Source organism: Candidatus Shapirobacteria bacterium, from assembly GCA_041659325.1.
Taxonomy (GTDB): Bacteria; Patescibacteriota; Microgenomatia; order UBA12405; family UBA12405; genus JBAZYN01.
Map to the genome: position 1 here is coordinate 196,589 of JBAZYN010000002.1, position 20,850 is coordinate 217,438.

Below are 20,850 nucleotides of genomic sequence, written 5' to 3' on the forward strand. Positions count from 1 at the left end.
TATCGAGCGATGTTGTATTATCTTAATTATGAGTGAGAATGGAGGGACGATGTTAGGGAGATATTTGAGGCTGATAGTGGCGGGAGTAGTATTGGCAATTGGGTTTTTGACAATGAGATTTGAGTGCGAGGCGGCAGAAGTCGGCGTATCCATACAAGCGGATCAGGTAAAAAATAATGATTTTGCTCAGCTGATGGGAGGATATTTGCTAAACCGAGGGAATAGCCGTGATCCGGGGTCGGCAACTTCTTTGAATAGCAGTGGTTTGATCAACGCATATAAGGGAATGATGCCAAGTTCGGTGAATGGGGCAGAGTTTGACTCGGGGACAGTAGTGAGAGTTCATAGTTTTCAGAATATGGAACCAAACGACTATTTTGGTCTGACCAATGATGAAGTGGTGGATATTATTAAGTTTTGTAAGGCGACCGGGTGCGAACCAATGTTTGGGGCATACGGATTGCAGGATGCAAAAACAACCATGGATATCGGCGGCGGGGTGATGATAACCGGATATCAGGCAGATACGAGCTATGAGAAGATAAAAGCGAGGGCGAAATTTGTGAAAGATCAGTGCAAGGCAGTATGGGGGAATGATAATCATTGTAAGGTTTGGGACATTGGAAATGAACCACCGGCAAACCAGGGAAATTGTGATTATTACGGTAAGACACTGATTCCGACGGCGACAAAAGCGGTGCTGTCGGAAATCCCTAACGCAGTTTTTCATGCTCCTGAGCTATTTCGGTACGAGTCGAAGGTAAAGGACACAAGTACAATGCTGACTGAGTGCATAATTGATGCGGTGAATAAAACGGATCCTAACGTGAGAATTGATATGTTTACGGTGCATTGGTATCCGTATACATGCGGCGAGGGTGATAGTGTTTACAATGTGGACGGGAATGCTTTGCTGAAATGGGACGGCTTTGGGGTGGCTTCCCAAAAAATGACTCATCCGTATTCTATAGTGAGCGGCACCAGGGCAATAATGGAAAAATATGGAACTACCCGGGGGGCGCGGATTGGGGTGGGTGAACTAAATCCATCGGGGGCATGCGTGACAAGTAGTAGTGCCTCGGAGGGGGAAAAGATTACGGCTAAGGTGAATCAATCGTGGGGATCAGCCTTTTGGCATTTGGATGAAATGGGAATATTGGCCGAAGCCGGAGTGAGCCATATTTCGAAGCATACCCATGTGGCGCCGGGAAGCGGGGTCTATACAGTGATAATGATGGGGTCGAGTAATCCGATATTATTACCTAACTATTGGGCATATAGATTTTCGGCGAAGTATTTTGCAAAAAGAGTGGTGGGGTCAACATCGGACAAACCACAACTGGTGAACTCACACGCGGGGATAGACAAACAGGGCAATTTGAGAATAATGCTGATTAATAAATCGGGTTCGGGATTTAAGCCGGGGGGAAGTCCTCCCAGTGATGTGGGAGCGGCCAGGGGGGTAAGTGTGAGGATAAATTTGGCTAATTTTTCCTATTCGGGACAACAGGCGGAAGTGTATAAGCTGACGGCATACGGAAATAATTTTGCGGATGGAACTAAACCAACGGATGAGAGCCAGGTGATAAGTGCGGCAGGGTCGATTGGAATTGGGCGGGAATTTGAATACACGGTGCCAGCCTATTCGGCAGTAATAATTAAAGTTCCGGGGTCCGGCGGCCAGTCATACCCAACAGCAGTACCGACTACGGCTCCACCTTATGGTGACCCGACAAGTACACCGCGACCGGCCGGTCCGACACCAACCCGGAACCCTAATGTGACGCCAACTTCAGCACCAGTGGGGTGCAGCGGCGGATGTTATGGTAGTCTGGCCAACTGTACGACAAACTGCGGATTTACCTGCCCAAAGTTATCTGCCGCCGACACGAAGACTCAGTGTGGTTGGGATAATGCGGTGGCATATAGGTGTTGTAGTCAGGGGACGAATCCGGCTCCAACCAATACCCGAGCCCCGACGACGCCAACGAGATCGATATCACCAACAAACACGCCGACTGGCCCGATTCCGACACGAGGAGAGTCGACACCAACTCCGACTCTGGCCCCGGTATGTCCTAAAAAGGGATCGGGAGATGCTAACTGTGACGGGGTAGTGAATATCAGTGACTTTGGAGTTTGGAAAATGGAGTTTATCCAAAGCACAGTTCAAAGAATGGCTGATTTTAACGGCGACGGCAGAGTGACAATCGCTGATTTCGGGAGTTGGAAGGTGGGGTTTTTGGGGAGATAGGGGTATACTGAATTAAGATATGATGATTTTTGTTTTTGGAATCTTGTGTTTTTTTAATTTGGCAATGAGGCCGGTTTGGGGGGTGGAGGATCCGACCACATACAATGTGAGAGTGTTGTTTGTGAAACTAAGCCCGGTTGAAGGCGGGGAAGATATGATTAAACGATTTTTCGGGTGGCAGTTTTCGGGAAAGACGACCGATCAGGGACTGGATTTGGGGATTAACGCGAATATTAGCGCACTTAAAAGACTGTCGAATAACAGAATTAATTATGAGGTAGTAAAAAAAGTGGATATTTCGGCGTTTCCAAAATATAGCAACGGATATGTTTATGACTTTGCCAAGTACAAGAAGTGTACAGATGGCACGGATACAGCCGGGGAGTGTGAGAAACAGAAATTTTATTTTGACCATATAGATTGGGCAAGAAGTAATAATATCTGCCGACTGGCGGCGGAAAATAATATTGATGAAATCTGGATGGCATCGGCACCTTTTATTACTACCTGGGAGAATTTTATGATCGGGCCAAAGGATGGGTTTAATGTGAACGGGACGGCATATAGTGTGCCGGAATGTACTAAAAACTATGTGGTGATGTCTTCGGGGTGGTCGACTGATTCTTTTGCTCATATTTACGGACATAGAATTGAGGCAACCATGAGGTATATGACACAGTATTGGAAGCCGGAGGATGTTAAAAAATATTGGACTAACTTTGCCGCAACGGACTTGTACGGACTGTCTTATGGCTCGGGGGCGGTGGCACCGGCGAGAGAGGCATATTGCGGTAACAGCCATTTTCCTCATAATGCCACGAAGCACTATGATACGGCCAATAAAACCTACCAAGATTCTACCTGTAAAGATTGGAAGAATATCCCAAACTTTACGGGGACAAGAGAAAGTATTAATTGTGACAGGTGGGGATGTTACGACAGCGGACCATCAGGTTGGGCGGAATATTGGTTGGGGAGTATGCCGAGAGAACAGGGGGGAATTAACCTGGTTTCCAACTCGGGAGTCAGTATTTATTTGAAAAATAATTGGTGGTATTACTTTTTGTACCCGGAAAATGCAATAAGATTTTTGAAAGAGACTAGCGGGGTGGCGCCGACGGTGACGGCCAAACCAACGGTAGTGCCGACACGGGTGCCGACCAATACACCGGCGGTACCGACGGTGTTGCCGACGGTAGTACCACCGACAAAAGTCCCGACGGTCAGACCAACGGTGACGGCCACTGCTACTACCACCCCCGCGTGTTCTAAAAAGGGATCAGGCGATGCCAATTGCGACGGGGTAGTTAATATTAGCGATTTTGCAATTTGGAAAACAGAGTTTATGACTGGCGGCGGACAAAAGACAGCCGATTTCAATAAAGACGGAAAAGTAAACATTATGGACTTTGGGGTTTGGAAAGTGGGGTTTTCGGAGCGATAGAGGATAGGGTTGAAAAACAGTAAAAAAGCGATATAATATTTGTTATATGAAAATAAAAATTCTGATATTTTTGTTTTTAATGTGGTTAATGCCGGGGGCCGGAGGAGCGGGGGCGGTGGAAGACCCAACAAATTTTAATATGAGAGTGCTGTTTGTCGAGTTGAATCCGGTTGAAGACGGCCAGGATATGATCCAACGGTTTTTTGGATACGAGTTTCCGGGGAAGACAACCGATCAGGCCTTGGAAGTAGGGATAGGGGCAAACATAAACGCGTTTAAGAGATTATCTAACAATAAGATTAATTATGAGGTGGTAAAAAAGATTGAGATATCTACATTTCCGAAGTACACCAATGGTTATGTTTATAATTTTTCGAAGTATACTAACTGTGCTTCCGGGGATCCGGGAAAGGTATGTGAAAAGCAGAAGTTTTATTTTGACTATATAGATTGGGCAAGAAGTAACAACATCTGCCGGCTGGCAGCTGAAAATAACATTGATGAAATCTGGATGGCAGCGCCACCATATATCACTACCTACGAGAATTTTATGATCGGACCGAGGGATGGCTTCGAGGTTAACGGAGGAGTATTTACGCTGCCTGAATGTATTAAAAACTATGTGGTGATGTCTTCGGGGTGGACCACCGATTCATTTGCTCATATTTACGGCCACAGAATCGAGAGAACAATGGGCTATATTGTATTGAACTGGAGGGCCGATGACAGGAACAGGTATTGGGAAAATTTTATAGAAATGAAGCTATATGCACCTTGGCCGGGAGGAATATTTCCGGTGACAGGGGCATATTGTGGTAACAGCCATTTCCCGCATAATGCAACGGCGGGTTATAATTATGCTAATAAAACTTACAAGGCCTCTACCTGTGGGGACTGGAAAAATATTCCGAATTTTACAGGAACAAGAGAGAGTATTAATTGTGATCGATGGGGATGCGGCGACAACCGACCGGCAGGCTGGGGGGAATATTGGTTGGGAAGTATACCGAGAGAACAGGGAGGAATTAACTTGGTAAGCAACAATGGGAGCAGTTTTTATATGAAAAACAACTGGTGGTATTACTTTTTGTACCCAGAAAATGTGAACGACTTGGTCAATGAAACTTACGGGACGGCCACTGCCAATTGTCAGCCCGGGGCGTGGACTCAAACAGCTAGCCCGTCTACTCTTAACTGGTTGGCTTTGGGAAGTTATGGAAATACGGGGTATGTAAATGGACCGGCGGTGCCGGTGACGTGTCCGGACGGACAGAAATTTACAAATACGGGAACCTTTTGTTCAAGGCGCGACGGTAAAAAAAAGTTTTATGGAATAACTAGCAATTGTTTTGGGGATGGGCCGACCCCAACTCCGACTCCGGCTTGCCAACCAGGCTCGTGGACGCAGGGAGCCGGTGGGCAATCAATCCGAAACTGGTTTGCACTGGGGAGTTCCGGGGATACAGGATATATAGATGGTCCGACGGTCTGGGTGGCGTGTCCAAGCGGACAGACGTTTACCAACACCGGGACTTATTGTAGCAGGTGGGATGGAAAAAAAAGATTTTATGGAAGCACCAGTTTGTGTAACGGGCCAACGCCACCACCCATTGTGGGGGGAGGTTCTACGCCGTCGGCGACTCCTTCGCCAACCCTGCGTCCGACAAATACTCCCATAGCCAGGACTTGCAGAGGCGGGTGTTACGGGAGCGGGGCAAATTGCAAGACTAATTGCGGAGGGGTGGCCTGCACGAAACTTTCTACTTCGCAAACATTGACGCAATGCGGTTGGAAAGATTTAACAGCTTATAGGTGTTGTAACTAAAGCAGGCGCGATAGTAGCTGTTTTGTCGGGGAAGGGTGTGTATACTTAATTTGTGATTAAGAGGGTAATACTGTTGGCATGTTTGGTTTTTTTTGGGCTATGCCAGGGATTGGTTTTTGCTCAAGGAGCGGCCAGATATAATAACCCCGGTCAGGGGCTGTTTTTGTGCCATTATGATAAGGGGACATCGGAGTCGGTTAAAGGGACGGGGTGGATAGTGTATTGGGGGGTTTTGCAACCCAGGGACCCCAGGACTTTGGCGAATAAATCAGATAGTTGGAATCGGGAAGAGCTGGATAAGCTTATTAACAGGCTAAAATCGGGGAAAAATATGTATCTTCATATGGCCTTGTATAACGCTAATCAAAGCGAAGCGATAGTGTACCCCGCCTGGTTGAAGATTAAGAGGATTGTTTATAGCCGGGGAAATTATCCGGATATTTGGGATTCGGAGTATCGAACCAGAGTGAAAGAGTTTCTGACGCTTCTGAACAGTGAATTTGAGAAGGCGGGAGTGTTGGATAAAATTGAATATATCGAGATGGCGGTGGGAGGTAATTGGGCGGCGCCGGAGTGGTGGTTAAATGATAACGACTTAAACGTATGGTTGGGGGCGGCAGGATGCGGAGCGGGGGATTATGGATGCTTTGGAACAAAGGTGAATGAGGCGGTAAGCGCAATGATTGATATTCATGCCAGTTCATTTCCTAAAAGCGCCTTGATGATGATCAAGGGGTCGTGCAAATATACCGAATGTAATTATAGCCAGTATGACAGTCAGCTTGCAAAATACGGGATGAGGTTGATGATAAAAGCGGCAGGAATAGGCCACCGGACCTCGAATTGCGGGTATCATTATGAACTGGCCTCATGGTCGGGGAGCGTGACAAAAACGGGGCAGGAGCCGTGGGGTCCAAGTGTAAATTGTAAAGGAGCAAATATGGGGTTTGATCCAAATACTGACGGGGCCTGTAAGGATAACTATGAAGTGACTTATACGAATTCATTGTGGCGGGAAAGAAATAGTTATTACTGTATCTATGGCGACGATTTGTTTTGCAGTGATGCAATGGTAAAGAGGACTAATCAATTTGTGGCGGGTCATTTGGGAGCACAAATTAGACTGGTAAGTTTTAATTTGGGAGCGGGGAGCGCCAGGGTGGGCGATAGGGTGAATTTGACAATGAAATGGGAAAACACGGGGTCGGCCCCACTGATGGCGCCTTTGAAACAGGGACAAAAGTGGGAAGCAGGGTCGTATAAATTATTTTTGGAGTATGTGAAGGCCGATGGCAGTAGTATTGAGCAGGTATTGCCAGATGATCTGGCAACTAATACATGGAAAACGACAAAACTATTTTTTGGAAAAGATGTCAGTGTAGCGGTGGAAATTCCCCTAAATTTGGGGGGGAGTAGCGATAGCTCGAGCCAGGCTTATAAAGTATATTTGGGTTTTACTGACCCCAATGGAGAAAAGAAAAGGTTTGCCTTGATTAATACCGAGTCGGCCAATGAGTCGGCAAAGGGAAGGTATTTGATTGCAAATAGTTTTGTGGTGACAGGGAAGGGGGTGGTGGCGCCGACTTTGGTTCCGACGGGGGTGAGAGTGACACCAACTCTGGTGCCGCCGGTTGATCCACCACCTACCAGAGCACCGACCGTCAGGCCAACGGCGACAGCGACGGCCACTGTTACACCCGCGTGTTCCAAAAAAGGATCAGGTGATGCTAATTGCGACGGAGTAGTAAACATTTCTGACTTTGCTACCTGGAAGACGGAATTTTTAGCCGGGGGTGGTCAACAGACGGCTGATTTTAATAAGGACGGAAGAGTAACGATTGGGGACTTTGGTGCTTGGAAGGTGGGGTTTTTGGCCGGGCGATAAAAAAATGGTATTATAATTTATGGCAGTTAAAGTTAAATCTTTTTGGGTGATTTTGTTTTTGTTGGCAGTGGTGGTGGCAGGGGTGTTTTTGGCCGGAAAGAGGCAGGAGATAAGAAAGTCAGCCTATTTTTCGGGGGTAAAGGTGACGATACAACCGGAGGTAATAAGTGCAGATATGGGGAAAGAAGTACCGGTGCAGTTGTGGCTAGAAACGGATAAGGTTAGCGGGTCTGATGACTTTGCCAAGGTCAGCTCGGCGGATATAACAATGTGCTTCGGGTCGGAGCTAGTGTTGGACGAAAAAAAACTTGAGAGTTTGATTGAATTAAATCAAGAAGCGTTTAAGACATTAGTAATGGCTTCGCTGACAAAGAAAGGGGCAAATGAGAGCTGCCTGAAGATAGTGGCTTTGAGTACGGGGATGGAAATAGACAAGTTGAAATCAGGAATTTTCAGAGTGGCAACAATCAAGTTTACCCCTGTTCGCGAGGGAACGGGAAAGATCGACGTACCACAAGAGAGGGTATTTGTGGCCGGTTATAACCCGATGCCGGGTTCGGCCGATAGCTCATTGGCAGTCGGGAGTGTGATGGGGACAAATTATGACATTGGTGGATCACAAAAAACATCCGGAAGCTGCTTTTTCCTTTGGAGGTGGCTCGGGTGGTGCAGGTGATGAGGGTGGTGATTGGCTGTTTTTTGGCGGTGTTTTTTTGGGTTTCTCCGGTCACGTGTTTGGCTGCCACTACTTATGAAATGTCGGATCCTGACAGTTGGAATCAGAGAATTGACGGGCAGGCTTGGCATGACCATATTCCAGATAGGGTACTTAGGGTAGCTGACTTGGATGATGATGGAATAAATGATTATATTTTTGGCTCGATTGGATCGGATTATGGTGGTGGCCATACGGGATCTTTATTTATTGTGAACGGGACTTTGTTGCCTTCTGTCGGAATTGGTAAAACATGGGATTTATTTGGGTCGACAAAGTTTAGTTTGAGAATTGATCATTTTACTGATGACAGTTATTTTCCCTATGGACTTGAGGTGACTGACTTTGATGATGATGGTAAGCCGGATATTGTGGTGGGTGATCCGACAGACGGAGCCTTTATTATTTTGAACGACAAACTTATTAATTACCTGGGGGTAGGAAATACCAGATCTTTGGCTAATTCATCGTCTTATAGCGTGAAGATTTCCGGTGTTGGTACCGGAATGCTGAGCGTGGGTGATTTTGACGGTAACGACCGCCCTGATATCGCTATCGGAGAGTGGGGCAAGGCCTATGTAATTTTTAATGAAAAATTTAGCGAATTAGCTTCGGGGACAACTTTGTCTTTGGCGGATAGTGATAATTATGATTTGCTGATCGATAAGCCAGTTGCCGGTGATGCCTTTGGTTATGTGTTGAGGGTGCTTGGTGATATAGATGGCGATGGAAAAGATGATTTGGGAGTGGGATCGAGGGGGGGAGATAGCGGTAACGGAGCGGGGGCCGGATCTTTGTATTTGTTTTCCGGGAATTTACTGACCGGTTATAAGTCGAGCGGAAGCAGTATTAATGTGGGGAATACCTCGGTGTTTAATGTCCGGATTGATGGAAGCGCCGCCTGGGACTATTTGGCGATGATAAACTTTGGCAGCGGAGATGTTGATGCAGATGGGAAGAGGGATTTGATTGTCGGCGCTTCAGGAGTAAATAGCTGGACGGGGGTGGATTACCTTTTTTGTGGGAACAGCTTGGCGAGTAAATTAGCTACGACAGGTAATATTGTCGAGACATCGGTGGCTAGTAACTATAATGTCAGGTTTGATGGAATTAACGAAAATGATAATTTTGGTGACTATGTGGTTGAATCGGCAGATATAAATAATGATGGTAAGGATGATATGGTTTTGGGAGCATCGATGACTGATAGGCGGGGGGAGGGGGAAGTGTATGTAATTTACGGGGCGGCGAGTTATTGTAGCGGGGTGGGAGTGAGCCGGGATATGTCTGATTCGGCCAATTACAATGTTAAATATTCGGGTGTTGACACAACTGATTTGGGTGGGATACCGGGGGCTAGTCTTCAAGACGTCGATCTTGACGGTTCTATTGATATCTTGGTGGGAGCTTTTATGACGGGGTACAACTCCCGGGAGGAATCCGGTTCGCTTTATACCATTTTGAATTTCCCGCATACTATTGATGTTGAGGCGGTTTCCAACAATCAGCCGTTGTCGACGGTGGTTTTGACCGGTTCGGTGGGAGCGACGAATTCGGTGACTAATATAAGCGGGGTTCAATACCGGGTGGACAGCAATCAATTGACAGGGACATGGAGCGCGTGTACGGCTGATGACGGGGCTTTTGACAGTCGATTGGAGGATTATAGCTGCGAAATTAGCGGCCTTGCGAACGGATCACACACCGTTTATGTAAGGGCTTATGATGAGAATATTTCATATACGGTTCGGGGCAATTTTGCCTCGACGACATTTACGGTTTTGGCACCGACTCCGGATATCACGAATGTCGGGACTTCTTCTCTTGATACCGGAGTGACGATTACCTGGGTGACGGAAGAAGCAGCGTCGTCTCAGGTTTATTACGGACTAACTTCCGGATATGGGACAACGACGACGGTGACGGATACTTCGCCGCTGGTGACCAACCATAGGGTGTCACTATCTTTACTTCAGCCCTGTGCTATCTATCATTATCAGGCGAAATCTGTTGATAGCGAGGGCAATGAAAAATTCAGCAGTGATGGGACTTTTTCAACGACAGGTTGTACGGTAGCAGCTGCCTCCGAGTCGATGTTTGACAAAGTAATTACCGATATTTCGGGCGGGGAGGTCCCGAAACAATTTGTTGATTCTCAGGGTAATAATTTGGGAATTTCGCTGACGATACCTGCTTCTTCGATTGGTGTCTCTGAGGCTAGTTTCCAAATTCAACAATTTAATAAATTTACGACATTTTCTTTGATTCCGTCGCCTCCCGACTATAATCCGGTGAGTGGTTATATCTATGAACTTCGGGCGTTTGATTTGGCGACTACTGAGGCGGTCGGCAGTTTTAGCCAACCGCTGGGTATTAGCATTAATTACAACCAGAGTGATTTGGGAAATGATATTGATGAATCGACTTTAACGATTTACCGGTATCATGATGCTGCCTGGAGCCAACTTTCTTCTTGCCAAATAAATACCGGTTTGCGACGGGTGACGTGCAGTACGACAGGTTTTTCGTTGTTTGTATTGGTGGGCAAAAACAAAGTTGTTTCTGCGGCTAATCTGACTCCGGAGTGTGGTGATCCAAAACCATTTTCGGCGCCCGATCTGTTTGAAGTTTATACCTTCGCCACCTCGGCCACCATGAAATTTACCCCGATTAACAATACGAGCCAATTTTATATTTCATTTTCTTCGGTCAATACTAACGGCGAAGAACACGGGGAGCAAGTGACTCTTGGCCGGGAAGGAGAACAAAATCACACGGTTTACCATCTTAAACCCAATACGGTCTATTACTTTAAAGTCAGAGGCCAATTGGGCTGTCAGCCCGGAGAGTGGAGCAAAATATTGACCGCCAAAACCACAACCGGAAAAAGAACGGCCAGATACTACCCTAATTCCTTAATTCTCAAACCGAAGGTTATGGTGTCGTCAAATTCTGCCAAAACTTCCTCTGTTCTGGGGGCTCAATCACCTACGCTTGAGGTAGAGGTGGAGCCAACTTTGACCCCAATCCCGACTGTTTCTGTCCCTCCCAAGCCTACTCCTTCTGCTTCCGTCACTCCAACTCCAAAATCATGTTTCCGTTTTTTGTGGTGGTGTTGGTGATGAGATGAGATGGGCAGAGATGATGACGGATATTGACTTGACAAGAGGGGAGTAATACCTTAGAATTAGTTGTTTCATGAGTTTTTCCCGCACGATGTGTGTTATTGTACTTTTCCCCTATTTAGAAATTTCAAAAAATAAAAAATGCTGAAGAAAGTTGGCGAGCCTGATGAGGCTAGTGTTAAGGTTGTTACAGCGGTCGAAGAAGTAAAAGTTGCTCTGCCGGAAGTGGCGGCAGCCAAAGATAAGCCGGTGCAGGTTGAAAAAACCGAGGTGCCAAGATCGAGGGTGGAGATAAAACAACCGGTAAGAATCGCTTCACAACCAATCCAAGTAAAGCCTCAGTTGCAACCACAGCCACAAGTACAGGCGCAATTAAATTCTAATTTTGAAAACATTAACGGTATTTTGGAGATAATGCAGGATGGACAGGGATATATTAGGCCTAAGTTTAATCCATCAGCAAAGGATGTGTTTATCGGCTCGATGCAGGTTCGGAGATACAACCTGAGGTTTGGGGATTTGATAAGCGGAGTGGCTAAATCACCCAAGGATGGGGACAGGTATTGGGGGTTGGTGAGGCTTGATAAGGTAAACGGAATGGAGTTGGCTTCAGCCGGTAGAAGACCGGATTTTAGAGATTTGGTACCAATATATGCCCAAAAACAGATAAAGCTCGAGACGGACAAGGAAATATTGTCGACGAGGATTATCGATTTGTTTTGCCCGATTGGTTTCGGACAGAGGGGGATGGTAGTGTCGCCGCCAAAGGCAGGAAAGACGGTTTTGCTAAAAGAGATCGCGGCAGGGGTGACAAGAAACTATCCTGAAGTTCACCTAATGGCAGTACTTGTGGGGGAAAGACCGGAGGAAGTGACAGATATGCAGAGATTCATAAAAGGAGAGGTAATTGCTTCTAGCTTTGATCAGAAACCTGAAGAACAGACCAGGGCGGCCGAGATTGCGATTGAGCGGGCAAAAAGATTGGTAGAACTGGGGAAAGACGTAGTGATGGTTTTTGATTCGATCACGAGACTGGCTCGGGCTTATAATTTGGCGATTCCGACTTCAGGAAGAACACTGTCGGGAGGATTTGACCCGGCAGCGCTTTATCCATCGAAGAAATTTTTTGGAGCGGCAAGAAAAATTGAAAACGGAGGATCGCTAACCATTATCGGGACGGCTTTGGTTGATACCGGGTCAAAAATGGATGAATTGATTTTTGAGGAATTTAAGGGCACAGGAAATATGGAACTGAGGCTTGACAGAAGGTTGGCGGAGAGAAGGATATTTCCGGCGTTTGACATCTTAAAGTCGGGGACGCGGAAGGAGGAATTGCTTTTGGGTGAAAGTGAGCTGAGTAAAATTATTGCAATCCGGAGGATGTTTGATGTTATTGATGACAGTAACGGAGCAACAGAGATGATTATCGAGCAGATGTTAAAATCAAAGAATAATGATGAATTTTTGGCAAAAGTGGGGAAAAAATAGAGAGACAAACAGCCTTAAAGCCATGCCTGCCGGCAGGCAGGTCGAAAGTCTAAAAGTCGGAAAGTCGAAAGTCTAAAAGTCTGAAAGACTGAAAGATTAATAGTCTAAAAGTCGAAAGTCTAAAAGTCTGAAAGACTGAAAGATTAATAGTCTAAAAGTCGAAAGTCTAAAAGTCTGAAAGACTGAAAGATTAAAGATGATAAATAAAAAATTTTTTGAAGAAGAATCAAAATTAATTAGAGAGTTTTTTGTTGACCAAAGTCGTTTTTGGGAAGGGGTGTTGGCGGTGTGGTTGGGGTGGGCAGGAATTATAAAAAATAGCCTGAGCAAGATGATGTACCGGCAGAGAGGCCGATTTAGCCAAACTTTTGTTAATGTCAGTATGGCGGCGTTGTCGTTTCTGGTGATAGTGTTTTCCGGAAAAGTTGAAGAACTGATTACATTTTCGGGAAATAAAGATGCCGGAGGAAGTAATTATTTGATTATGGCGGCGGACGAAATCGGGGGAGCGGAGACGCAAATATCCAGTTTGCCAAAAGGGGAAACGACCGAGTATCGGGTGGAGGAGGGGGATACGATATCAGCGATTGCGGTGAAGTTTGGGGTGTCGATTGACACAATTATGTGGGAAAATAACTTAAAGTCAGTAGATCAAATTAAGCCGAAACAGATACTAAAGATACTTCCTGTAACAGGGATGAGGTATAAGGTTACCAGAGGAGAGACTATTTATAGTATAGCCAAAAAATTACAGGTTGACGCACAAAACATTATTGATTACCCTTTTAATACATTTAGCAACGATGAAACTTTTGCTTTGTATGCCGGTCAGGAGCTGATAGTGCCGGACGGAATAAAACCGAAGGAAGTAGTTATTGATCAGGCCAGATACGTGGCCAGGACGGTGGCGCCAATTCCGGGAGTTCAGGGGGAAGGTAATTTTATGTGGCCAACTGCGGGGCGTATCAGCCAGAGGTCGTCTTGGTATCACACGGCAGTTGATATTGCTTCCAAAGACGGACCGAACATCCAAGCAGCTCAGGGCGGGACGGTGGTGACGGCGGGATGGAATGCCGGAGGTTATGGCAACTATGTGATTATTGATCACGGTAATGGCTATAAAACTTTGTATGCACACTTATTGAGTAACTCGTTGGTGGTTCAGGCAGGGCAGAGGGTGGTGCAGGGGCAGAAATTAGGGGTGATGGGAAGCACCGGAAGATCAACCGGCCCTCATCTTCATTTTGAAGTGATTAGTCCAAAGGGGAAATTGGATCCGTTGACAGTGCTTAAATAGGGAATATCTGATAAAGTTAGTGTGTAGATGAGAAGAAATGGCCATGCCTGCGGGCAGGCAGGTTTTACAATTATTGAGTTATTGGTGGCGATATCGATAATGGCAGTATTGTCGGTTATTGCCTTTGGCCAATACAGGCAGTCGAAACTAAAGGCGAACGATGTTCGGAGGAAGGCAGATTTGAATTCACTTTATAAAGCGATACTGACGGTATACAACGATTCGGGGGTCTTTCCCTCTAATAGTAGTATCCCCTGGGGAGTGGGGTTGACGGCCAGTGACGGGACTTCATATATGAAGCAAACACCGGTGGATACAAATCCGGCTTTGCCATATTATGTAGAAACGAGGGATGGGGGGAAGAAAGTAGCTATTTTTTCGAATTTGGAGAACGTGGAGGATTCGGAATATAACAAATATTGTCCGGGTTGCCCGGGTAATCCGTCGTGCCGGAATTCTAATTTTGGTTATCGAGCGGGTAACGGACTGACTTATCACTATGTGGTTTTTAGCTCAAATACATCTTATGGGGATTTTGGATTGAATTGTGATATAGTGGCGTTACCCACCAGTACACCGGTACCTCCCACTAGTACACCAGTTCCACCGACCAGTACGCCGGTACCTCCCACTAGTACACCAATACCACCAACTAGTACACCAGTGGCAGCCACCAGTACACCCGTGTCGGCAACCAGTACACCAGTCCCACCAACCAGTACACCGGTGGCACCGACCACTTCACCGCCGCCACCAACAAGTACACCGATAGTACCGACACCAACATCAACTTGCACTAATCCGGTGTGTCATAGAGATTGGGATACGGATGGGTACGGTGATCCGGGGGTGGCCAATAATACCGGATGTGCATCGTGTGTGGCAGGATATGTTATTGATAATAGCGATTGTTGTGATAACAATAATTTGATAAGACCGGGATCGGCATATTATTCAACTCCTCACGCATCTTGTGTTGGGGTAGGGAGCACTTGGGATTATGATTGTAGTGGTACAGTTACATTCGCGGTAGGGGCGACTTCTGTGTCACTTGCGGGAAGGCTAAAATCCGGGGGATATTTTCGATACAGAGGGCCTGATTGTGCAGGATGGTCGCCATCGGAAACCGGATATCTGGGATTTGACGCTCAATATATAACTCAGGCTGACTGTGGTAAAAACTATTATCTTTGCGACGATGAGGATCTGTCAGTGTTTGATGACGGCCAGGTGTATTCAAGAAAATCGGCAACAGGTGTTTGTGAAAATATTACCCCGTACTGGATGACAGCGCCCGGGGTTTGTACTTCTCTCGGGTGGCAACAGACAGTTAAGTGTCGATAAGATAAATTTGCGGTAAAAAGATATATTTTGTATTTGTGGATTGAGGTGGGGTTTGTTATTCTGAGTTCATGCAGAAGATATTGAAGTGGTATGTAAGAATTGTTATTATGTTGTTTCCGATTTTCTTTTTGCCGGTAGTTACCGATATATTTGGATTTGGAAAGAGCTGGTTTTTGGGAGTAACGGCACTAATCGGTCTGGTTTTGTGGGTGGCAGAAATACTGATCACTAAAAAAAATAGTATCAGGGTAAACAAGCCCTTTTGGCTAGTATTGGGGTTGACTGTATGGGCGGGGATTGTGTGGACGAGGCTGAGTGTGGGAGTGCAGATGAGAACGATGATGGCGCCGATGGGGTGGGGTTTTTTGGTGGCGATGCTGATTTGGTTTTTTCTGTGGTTGCAGGTATCGGAAAAAGAGGAGACTAATAAACAATTGTGGTTTTTGTCGGTATCGGGGGTGGTGGTAGCGATAACTTCTATGGTGGTTTTTATGATTCCCACGGCTAGGCTGCCAATTTTATTGCCGAAGGATAACCCGATCCTGTCTATCGGGCAGGGGTGGTCTGTGACGGGATCACTGATGAGCGAGGTAGCATTTATGCTTTTACTGGTGAGCCAGTGGGTAAAAAGATTGTTGGCGAAACTAAAAAATAAAGACGGAAGCGATGGGTATATGGTTGAGGCGGTAATGGCAGCGGTTTTCGGACTGGTATTGCTTTTGGATGTGTATAGACTGGCGACGGGCGGTCTTTTGATGCTGGATAAAAACAGCTCCTGGGTAATTGCAGCAGAGACGCTGAAGCGGTCACCATTTTTTGGAGTCGGTTTTGGGAATTTTTCCGAAGCATTTAGTCTGTACCGACCGGCACAATATAATTTGACAAAATATTGGGCGAACGGATTTAATACATCCTCGATGGGAATATTGAATATATGGACGGAACTGGGGATTGTGGGACTGTTGCTGGTAGTAATGTTGGTTAGTGCTTGGGCCAAGACGAAAAGAAGAGGTGATTTTTGGTTGGTGGGGATGTTTTTGATTTTGTTTGTCATACTACCAATGGATTTGATGATCTGGTTTGCGGTGATGTGGTTACTAGCGGGAGGTTTGTTTGAGAGCCGGGAAATAAAATTAACTTTGAATGTGGGCGAAAATAACCTTAATATTGGGCCTTGGATTTTGGGTTTAATTTTGACGAGTGGAGCGATTTTTGGCGGATATCATTGGGTGAAAATTTTGCGAGGAGAGATGTTTTTGAGGGAGTCCTTTGTGGCTTCATCGAAGAATAACGGCGGGTTGACCTATGATTTGCAGATTAAAGCAATCGGACAAAATAACACCTTTGCGGAATACAGAAGAATTTATTCACAAACGAATTTGGGGCTAGCTCAGGTGATGTTGTCAAACAAAGATGTAACCGACGATGATAAACAAAAAGCATCGACTTTGATTCAACAATCAGTGAGGGAGGCAAAATCAGCGGTAGCCCTGGAAAGTAACAATGCGGTTTATTGGACAAATCTGGCAGCAATTTATAAGGCCCTGGTGGGATTGGTAGACGGAGCGCCTGATTGGAGTTTTCAGGCATATCAGCAGGCGGCGACGTTGGATCCGGTTAACCCGTTGATTAAATTGGATATGGGATGGTTGCTGTTTGCGGCCGGAAGGTATGATGAAGCTGATAGGGTGTTTGAACAAGTGGTGGTCAATAAAACCGATTATGCCAATGGTTGGTATAACTGGGCATATACGGCCAAAAAAAGTAACAGGTTGGCAGATGCGGTCCAGAGACTTTCTCAGGCGGTGGCGTTAGTACCCGTGGATTCAGGTGATTACGAAAAAGCAACGAAAGAACTTTTGGATTGGAAAAAGGAACTGGATGAGGCGATGAAGAAGCAGGCTGATGCTGCGAAAGCGACGACTGCCAAGCAGGCCGAGACTTTGCAGACGTCTGAACCACTGCCGACTGCTGGAAAAGTGACAGTTCCAAATGAAGAGATGGAACCACCGGAGACTCTGCCAATACCGACGGTGGAAGTGGTAACACCAACGCCAACGACTACCGGACCGACAATGACACCAACCGGATCGCCTTAAAATGCGACCGAAATTGATAAGGGGACGATTGAAGATGCCTTTTTGAACAGGAAGAAATTAAGAAATCGGGAAATTAGTTGATTATCCACCACTTGAATTCAATCGGTTCAGGGATGGGGGAATCAAGACCGACAGTGAATGAAGTGTTGGTTTTGGAAATTACACGGAGACTCTGGTGCTTGCCACCTTTTATTACACTGAGATAGACCTGTGAGGAAGGAGCAAGGTTTTTATTTTGAAGATTGATTTCTTTGGTGGCTGAAGGAAGGGTGGTTTGGCCGGAAAAGGAATTAGTGTCGGTGAGGTTTTCAACATTGATGCTTTTTGATGTTTCGGGGGCGGCGATAATCAGACCTGTCCCGATAGGCAAGCCGGAGTCTGCCTGAATGATGGGAGGATTGTCCTGAAGATGGATGGTGGGGGATGGTGACGTAATTGGTAATCTGTAATCTGTAATCGGTAATTGTTTTGAATCGCTAGAGCTTTGGGAGACTAATTTTTCCAGTGCGAGTTTTTCATTTTCAACTTGGGTTTTTTGATCTAGATCGGTAATCAAGGGCAGAAGAGTGGTGTAGGTTTGAAGAGCTTGGGGGATCAGGCCGGTTTGTTGTTGGAGACGGGCTAAATCGTAAAAATTTTGGGCTTTGGTGGGCTCCAGAACAACTGTTTGGGTGAGATAGGCAAGGGTTTGAGCAGCATCACCTTTTTTGGCGTACATAGAGGCCAAATCACGGGTAATTTCGGCGGAATCGGGGTTGAGCTTTTCGGCGGAGGAGAGATCGGAAATGGCCTGATTAATCAGCTCGGGTTTTGAGCCGGCAAGGGATTGAAAGATGCGGCTGCGTTGATAATAGCCCCGGTAGTCTTGAGGGAATTCTTTGATGGAATCGGTGGCGGATAAGATGGATTGATTGAGAAGGCTGATGATAGTTGGTTGAGAGGGCGGACACGTCGGTCCGCCCGTACATGATTGTTGCAATTGGAGAGCTTGGCTGAAATATTGTTGGGAGGTCAGAAGATAGTGTTGAATTGATTTGGGGACTTGGGTTGGCGAAGGAGATGTAACTGGTAATCTGTAATCTGTAATCTGTAATTGATTAGAATTAGCAGAATCTTGGGATTTAAATAAAATTAGGGAGCCAAAAGATATGAGGGTGAGGCCGGAAATGGAGATGAGAGGAATAAGGGAGGGTCTCGTATTTTTTGGGGGAGTAGTAGAAAGTGGTCTAACCCCGAGGGATTCAAGTTTTTGGATTTGGTCGGGGGTGAGATCCATAAATTAGTTTAAGGGATAATTTCGAAATTTTTAGGAGTTAATGGCAGTTGGCGGTAGCACTGGTCGAGATAATGCAAGTTGCTTTGTTGCCACCGCCGGTGACTGCTTTACAGGTACCGCAAGAGCCGCTATAACTAGCTGAGCTGCCAATATTAGATTTCACAGTGCAATCGTTGGAACATAGATATGTGCTTGTTCCGCAAGGAGTATTGGCGGCAGTACGACAGGTATACCCGAGGGAACCAGAGGTACAGTTGCTGCTTGTCCAATAACATTTGGCACTGGTGCTGTAGTAATAACCATATACGTTTTCCCTTTCAAGAGTATTACTGCAGTTATAATCCCATGGAGAGCTGGCCCCGACGCAGGCGGTACTGGCAGCGTAATAAGCGGTGACGCCGGTATTGAAGCTTTTGCCAACTCCAACAACATCACAACAATCATCGCCGGAGGCGACATATCCGCCCGGGGCGGCACCGCAGCTGCCGACACTGGACGTACCAACACCATAACCATCGGTATCAGCGTCACGGTAGAAGGTGGTACAACCAGCACCGGAGGTACAGTTGCCATCGGTAGCAATACAGGCAGAGGTAATATATTTGCTACTGCCGACACTGACGGCGCTGGAACCGGCGCCGGTATTATCGGACCTGGTACTTCCAGTCCCGCTACAGGCACGATAATAAATGGTGCCGGAACAGGTGTAATCGGTGCAGCTATAACCGGTACCGGCACTGGTACCGATGTCGGGGATAATATCTACGGCGGTAGTACCGGCTGATTTACATACATAGCCATCGGCGACGTTGATAGTGCCGTTGGCGGTATCGCAGGCACCGGCATTGTCGCAGTTGCCACTGGGACCGGTGCGGATACATTTGTCGGCGGAACAGGTGGTGTAGGTGGCGGCACATTCGGTAAATAAATCTTCTGCGGCGGATTGGTTGGCGACGGCGCCGGTGACACATTTGTTGCAGGTGCCGGCGGGATTGGCCCCGGAAGGACAGGAGGTATTTGGGTCGGAATCGATAGTATCTGGATAGGAGATGCCGATTTTTGGAGTGACATTGGCCGGAGGGGTGAGGGCGACGACAGGGAGGGTGGAACCCGGATAGCCATCGTTGTCGGTATCGGATAGATAAGGGCGGTATTTAAGGTATATTTTTTTGTCGGCGGAGAGGGTAAGAAAACAGTCGGTACAACCTCTTAGGTCAATGCTACCAACAACCAGGGTGCCGCCAATAACCAGGCTAGTATTGGTGCCGGTTAAGGTAAGAGTGGAGGAATTTGCTACCCCCTGAGCCCCATTATCAAGATAAAGGTTGGTGACATTGCAGCTACTACCATCAGTGGCGCTATAGGAAGTAGTGCCGGAGGTGCAGGCGGCAAAAATTGATGATGAAGAACTAAAAAAATAAACATTAATAATAATTAGTATTGCAACGATGGATTTAGCGCATGGGGAAGTCATATTTTAGAAGTTGGTTTTGGCTGTCGAGAGCCTGGAAAACCATATAATAAGTATAATCGTAAGAATCAGTGATGATGGAATCACCCTGCCAAGTACCATCGGTTGGGGTGCCGGAGATGAGTTTTAGGTTTATGGCAGCTGTTTGCGTGGTGTCAGTGGTAAGTTCGTAAAAGGCTTTGGTAATGGGAAGGGCACTTTTTAGTTTGATAGTGACAGTTTGGCGACCGGCAATTTGGGGATCGTAGGGATCGATGGTTAGGTGATAGGGAATGGGACCGGTTTTTTTGGTACTTTGAACGGTAAATTCCTGATATCCGCGAAGGGTCGGTTTTGATGGTTTAAGGGTGGGGGTAGCTTTTGTTGGAGAAATTGAGGTATTTTGGGAATTATTTTTAAAGATGAGAGGAGTTTTTTTTCTGGACTTGAGATTGAGATTGTAGTAAAAGATGCCAAAAATCAGAAAGATGAGAAATACACAAATCAGGATAAGGAAAATAAGCTCGGTGTCTTTGGCGAGATAGTGACTATTTTGATGAGGTTGGTCAATCATGTCGGTTGGCGGTGATTAAGTATTATTATTTGTGAGATTAATGTCAAGCGGGGTGGGTGGGGTGTATGCAGATA

The 20,850-nt window shown here is 46.3% G+C and carries 13 protein-coding genes; 10 read left to right on the plus strand and 3 right to left on the minus strand.

All coding sequences use genetic code 11. The annotated features are described in order from the left end of the window. Positions 1–28: 28 nt before the first annotated feature. The 10 genes from WC841_04195 (at position 29) to WC841_04240 (ending at position 17,476) form a co-directional block, all read left to right on the plus strand. Positions 29–2,254, plus strand: a complete 2,226-nt coding sequence (locus tag WC841_04195; GenBank protein ID MFA5828525.1) for a dockerin type I domain-containing protein — start codon at positions 29–31, stop codon at positions 2,252–2,254. 19 nt (positions 2,255–2,273) lie between these two features. Next, positions 2,274–3,698: a dockerin type I repeat-containing protein gene (locus WC841_04200; GenBank protein ID MFA5828526.1), complete on the plus strand. Its 1,425-nt coding sequence runs from the start codon at positions 2,274–2,276 to the stop codon at positions 3,696–3,698. Between the two features lie 46 nt (positions 3,699–3,744). Beyond that, entirely contained in the window at positions 3,745–5,523 is a 1,779-nt protein-coding gene (locus tag WC841_04205; GenBank protein ID MFA5828527.1) for a hypothetical protein, read from the plus strand. 52 nt (positions 5,524–5,575) lie between these two features. Beyond that, on the plus strand, positions 5,576–7,408 hold the full coding sequence (locus tag WC841_04210; GenBank protein ID MFA5828528.1) for a dockerin type I domain-containing protein: 1,833 nt from the start codon (positions 5,576–5,578) through the stop codon (positions 7,406–7,408). A 19-nt stretch (positions 7,409–7,427) separates the two neighbouring features. Beyond that, complete coding sequence (locus WC841_04215) at positions 7,428–8,084, plus strand: hypothetical protein (protein ID MFA5828529.1); 657 nt, start codon at positions 7,428–7,430, stop codon at positions 8,082–8,084. Continuing rightward, entirely contained in the window at positions 8,063–11,245 is a 3,183-nt protein-coding gene (locus tag WC841_04220) for a hypothetical protein (GenBank protein MFA5828530.1), read from the plus strand. Before WC841_04215 ends, WC841_04220 begins: the two co-directional genes overlap by 22 nt. A gap of 144 nt (positions 11,246–11,389) precedes the next feature. After that, complete coding sequence (rho, locus tag WC841_04225) at positions 11,390–12,736, plus strand: transcription termination factor Rho (protein ID MFA5828531.1); 1,347 nt, start codon at positions 11,390–11,392, stop codon at positions 12,734–12,736. 196 nt (positions 12,737–12,932) lie between these two features. Continuing rightward, positions 12,933–14,033, plus strand: a complete 1,101-nt coding sequence (locus tag WC841_04230) for a M23 family metallopeptidase (protein ID MFA5828532.1) — start codon at positions 12,933–12,935, stop codon at positions 14,031–14,033. 27 nt (positions 14,034–14,060) lie between these two features. Beyond that, positions 14,061–15,377: a type II secretion system protein gene (locus tag WC841_04235; GenBank protein MFA5828533.1), complete on the plus strand. Its 1,317-nt coding sequence runs from the start codon at positions 14,061–14,063 to the stop codon at positions 15,375–15,377. 68 nt (positions 15,378–15,445) lie between these two features. Beyond that, positions 15,446–17,476 carry a hypothetical protein gene (locus tag WC841_04240; GenBank protein MFA5828534.1) on the plus strand — a complete coding sequence of 677 codons (2,031 nt, stop codon included), beginning with the start codon at positions 15,446–15,448 and terminating at the stop codon, positions 17,474–17,476. A 73-nt stretch (positions 17,477–17,549) separates the two neighbouring features. On the opposite strand, the gene WC841_04245 is transcribed toward WC841_04240, so the two are convergent. Genes WC841_04245 through WC841_04255 form a run of 3 tightly spaced genes read right to left on the minus strand, consistent with a single transcriptional unit; the run spans position 17,550 to position 20,776 of the window. After that, positions 17,550–18,752 carry a hypothetical protein gene (locus WC841_04245; protein MFA5828535.1) on the minus strand — a complete coding sequence of 401 codons (1,203 nt, stop codon included), beginning with the start codon at positions 18,750–18,752 and terminating at the stop codon, positions 17,550–17,552. Positions 18,753–18,789: 37 nt separating this feature from the next. Continuing rightward, positions 18,790–20,226 (minus strand): hypothetical protein, encoded by a 1,437-nt coding sequence (locus WC841_04250; protein ID MFA5828536.1) that lies wholly within the window; start codon positions 20,224–20,226, stop codon positions 18,790–18,792. Beyond that, positions 20,207–20,776 (minus strand): hypothetical protein, encoded by a 570-nt coding sequence (locus WC841_04255; GenBank protein ID MFA5828537.1) that lies wholly within the window; start codon positions 20,774–20,776, stop codon positions 20,207–20,209. Before WC841_04255 ends, WC841_04250 begins: the two co-directional genes overlap by 20 nt. Between the last annotated feature and the right edge of the window lie 74 nt (positions 20,777–20,850).

Bases quoted from the DNA above. Each gene is read 5' to 3' on its own strand.
- WC841_04230 (MFA5828532.1), top strand. From the start codon at position 12,933: ATGATAAATAAAAAATTTTTTGAAGAAGAATCAAAATTAATTAGAGAG.
- WC841_04250 (MFA5828536.1), bottom strand. From the start codon at position 20,226: ATGACTTCCCCATGCGCTAAATCCATCGTTGCAATACTAATTATTATT.
- WC841_04255 (MFA5828537.1), bottom strand. From the start codon at position 20,776: ATGATTGACCAACCTCATCAAAATAGTCACTATCTCGCCAAAGACACC.
- WC841_04200 (MFA5828526.1), top strand. From the start codon at position 2,274: ATGATGATTTTTGTTTTTGGAATCTTGTGTTTTTTTAATTTGGCAATG.
- WC841_04205 (MFA5828527.1), top strand. From the start codon at position 3,745: ATGAAAATAAAAATTCTGATATTTTTGTTTTTAATGTGGTTAATGCCG.
- WC841_04215 (MFA5828529.1), top strand. From the start codon at position 7,428: ATGGCAGTTAAAGTTAAATCTTTTTGGGTGATTTTGTTTTTGTTGGCA.
- WC841_04235 (MFA5828533.1), top strand. From the start codon at position 14,061: ATGAGAAGAAATGGCCATGCCTGCGGGCAGGCAGGTTTTACAATTATT.
- WC841_04240 (MFA5828534.1), top strand. From the start codon at position 15,446: ATGCAGAAGATATTGAAGTGGTATGTAAGAATTGTTATTATGTTGTTT.
- WC841_04195 (MFA5828525.1), top strand. From the start codon at position 29: ATGAGTGAGAATGGAGGGACGATGTTAGGGAGATATTTGAGGCTGATA.
- rho (MFA5828531.1), top strand. From the start codon at position 11,390: ATGCTGAAGAAAGTTGGCGAGCCTGATGAGGCTAGTGTTAAGGTTGTT.
- WC841_04245 (MFA5828535.1), bottom strand. From the start codon at position 18,752: ATGGATCTCACCCCCGACCAAATCCAAAAACTTGAATCCCTCGGGGTT.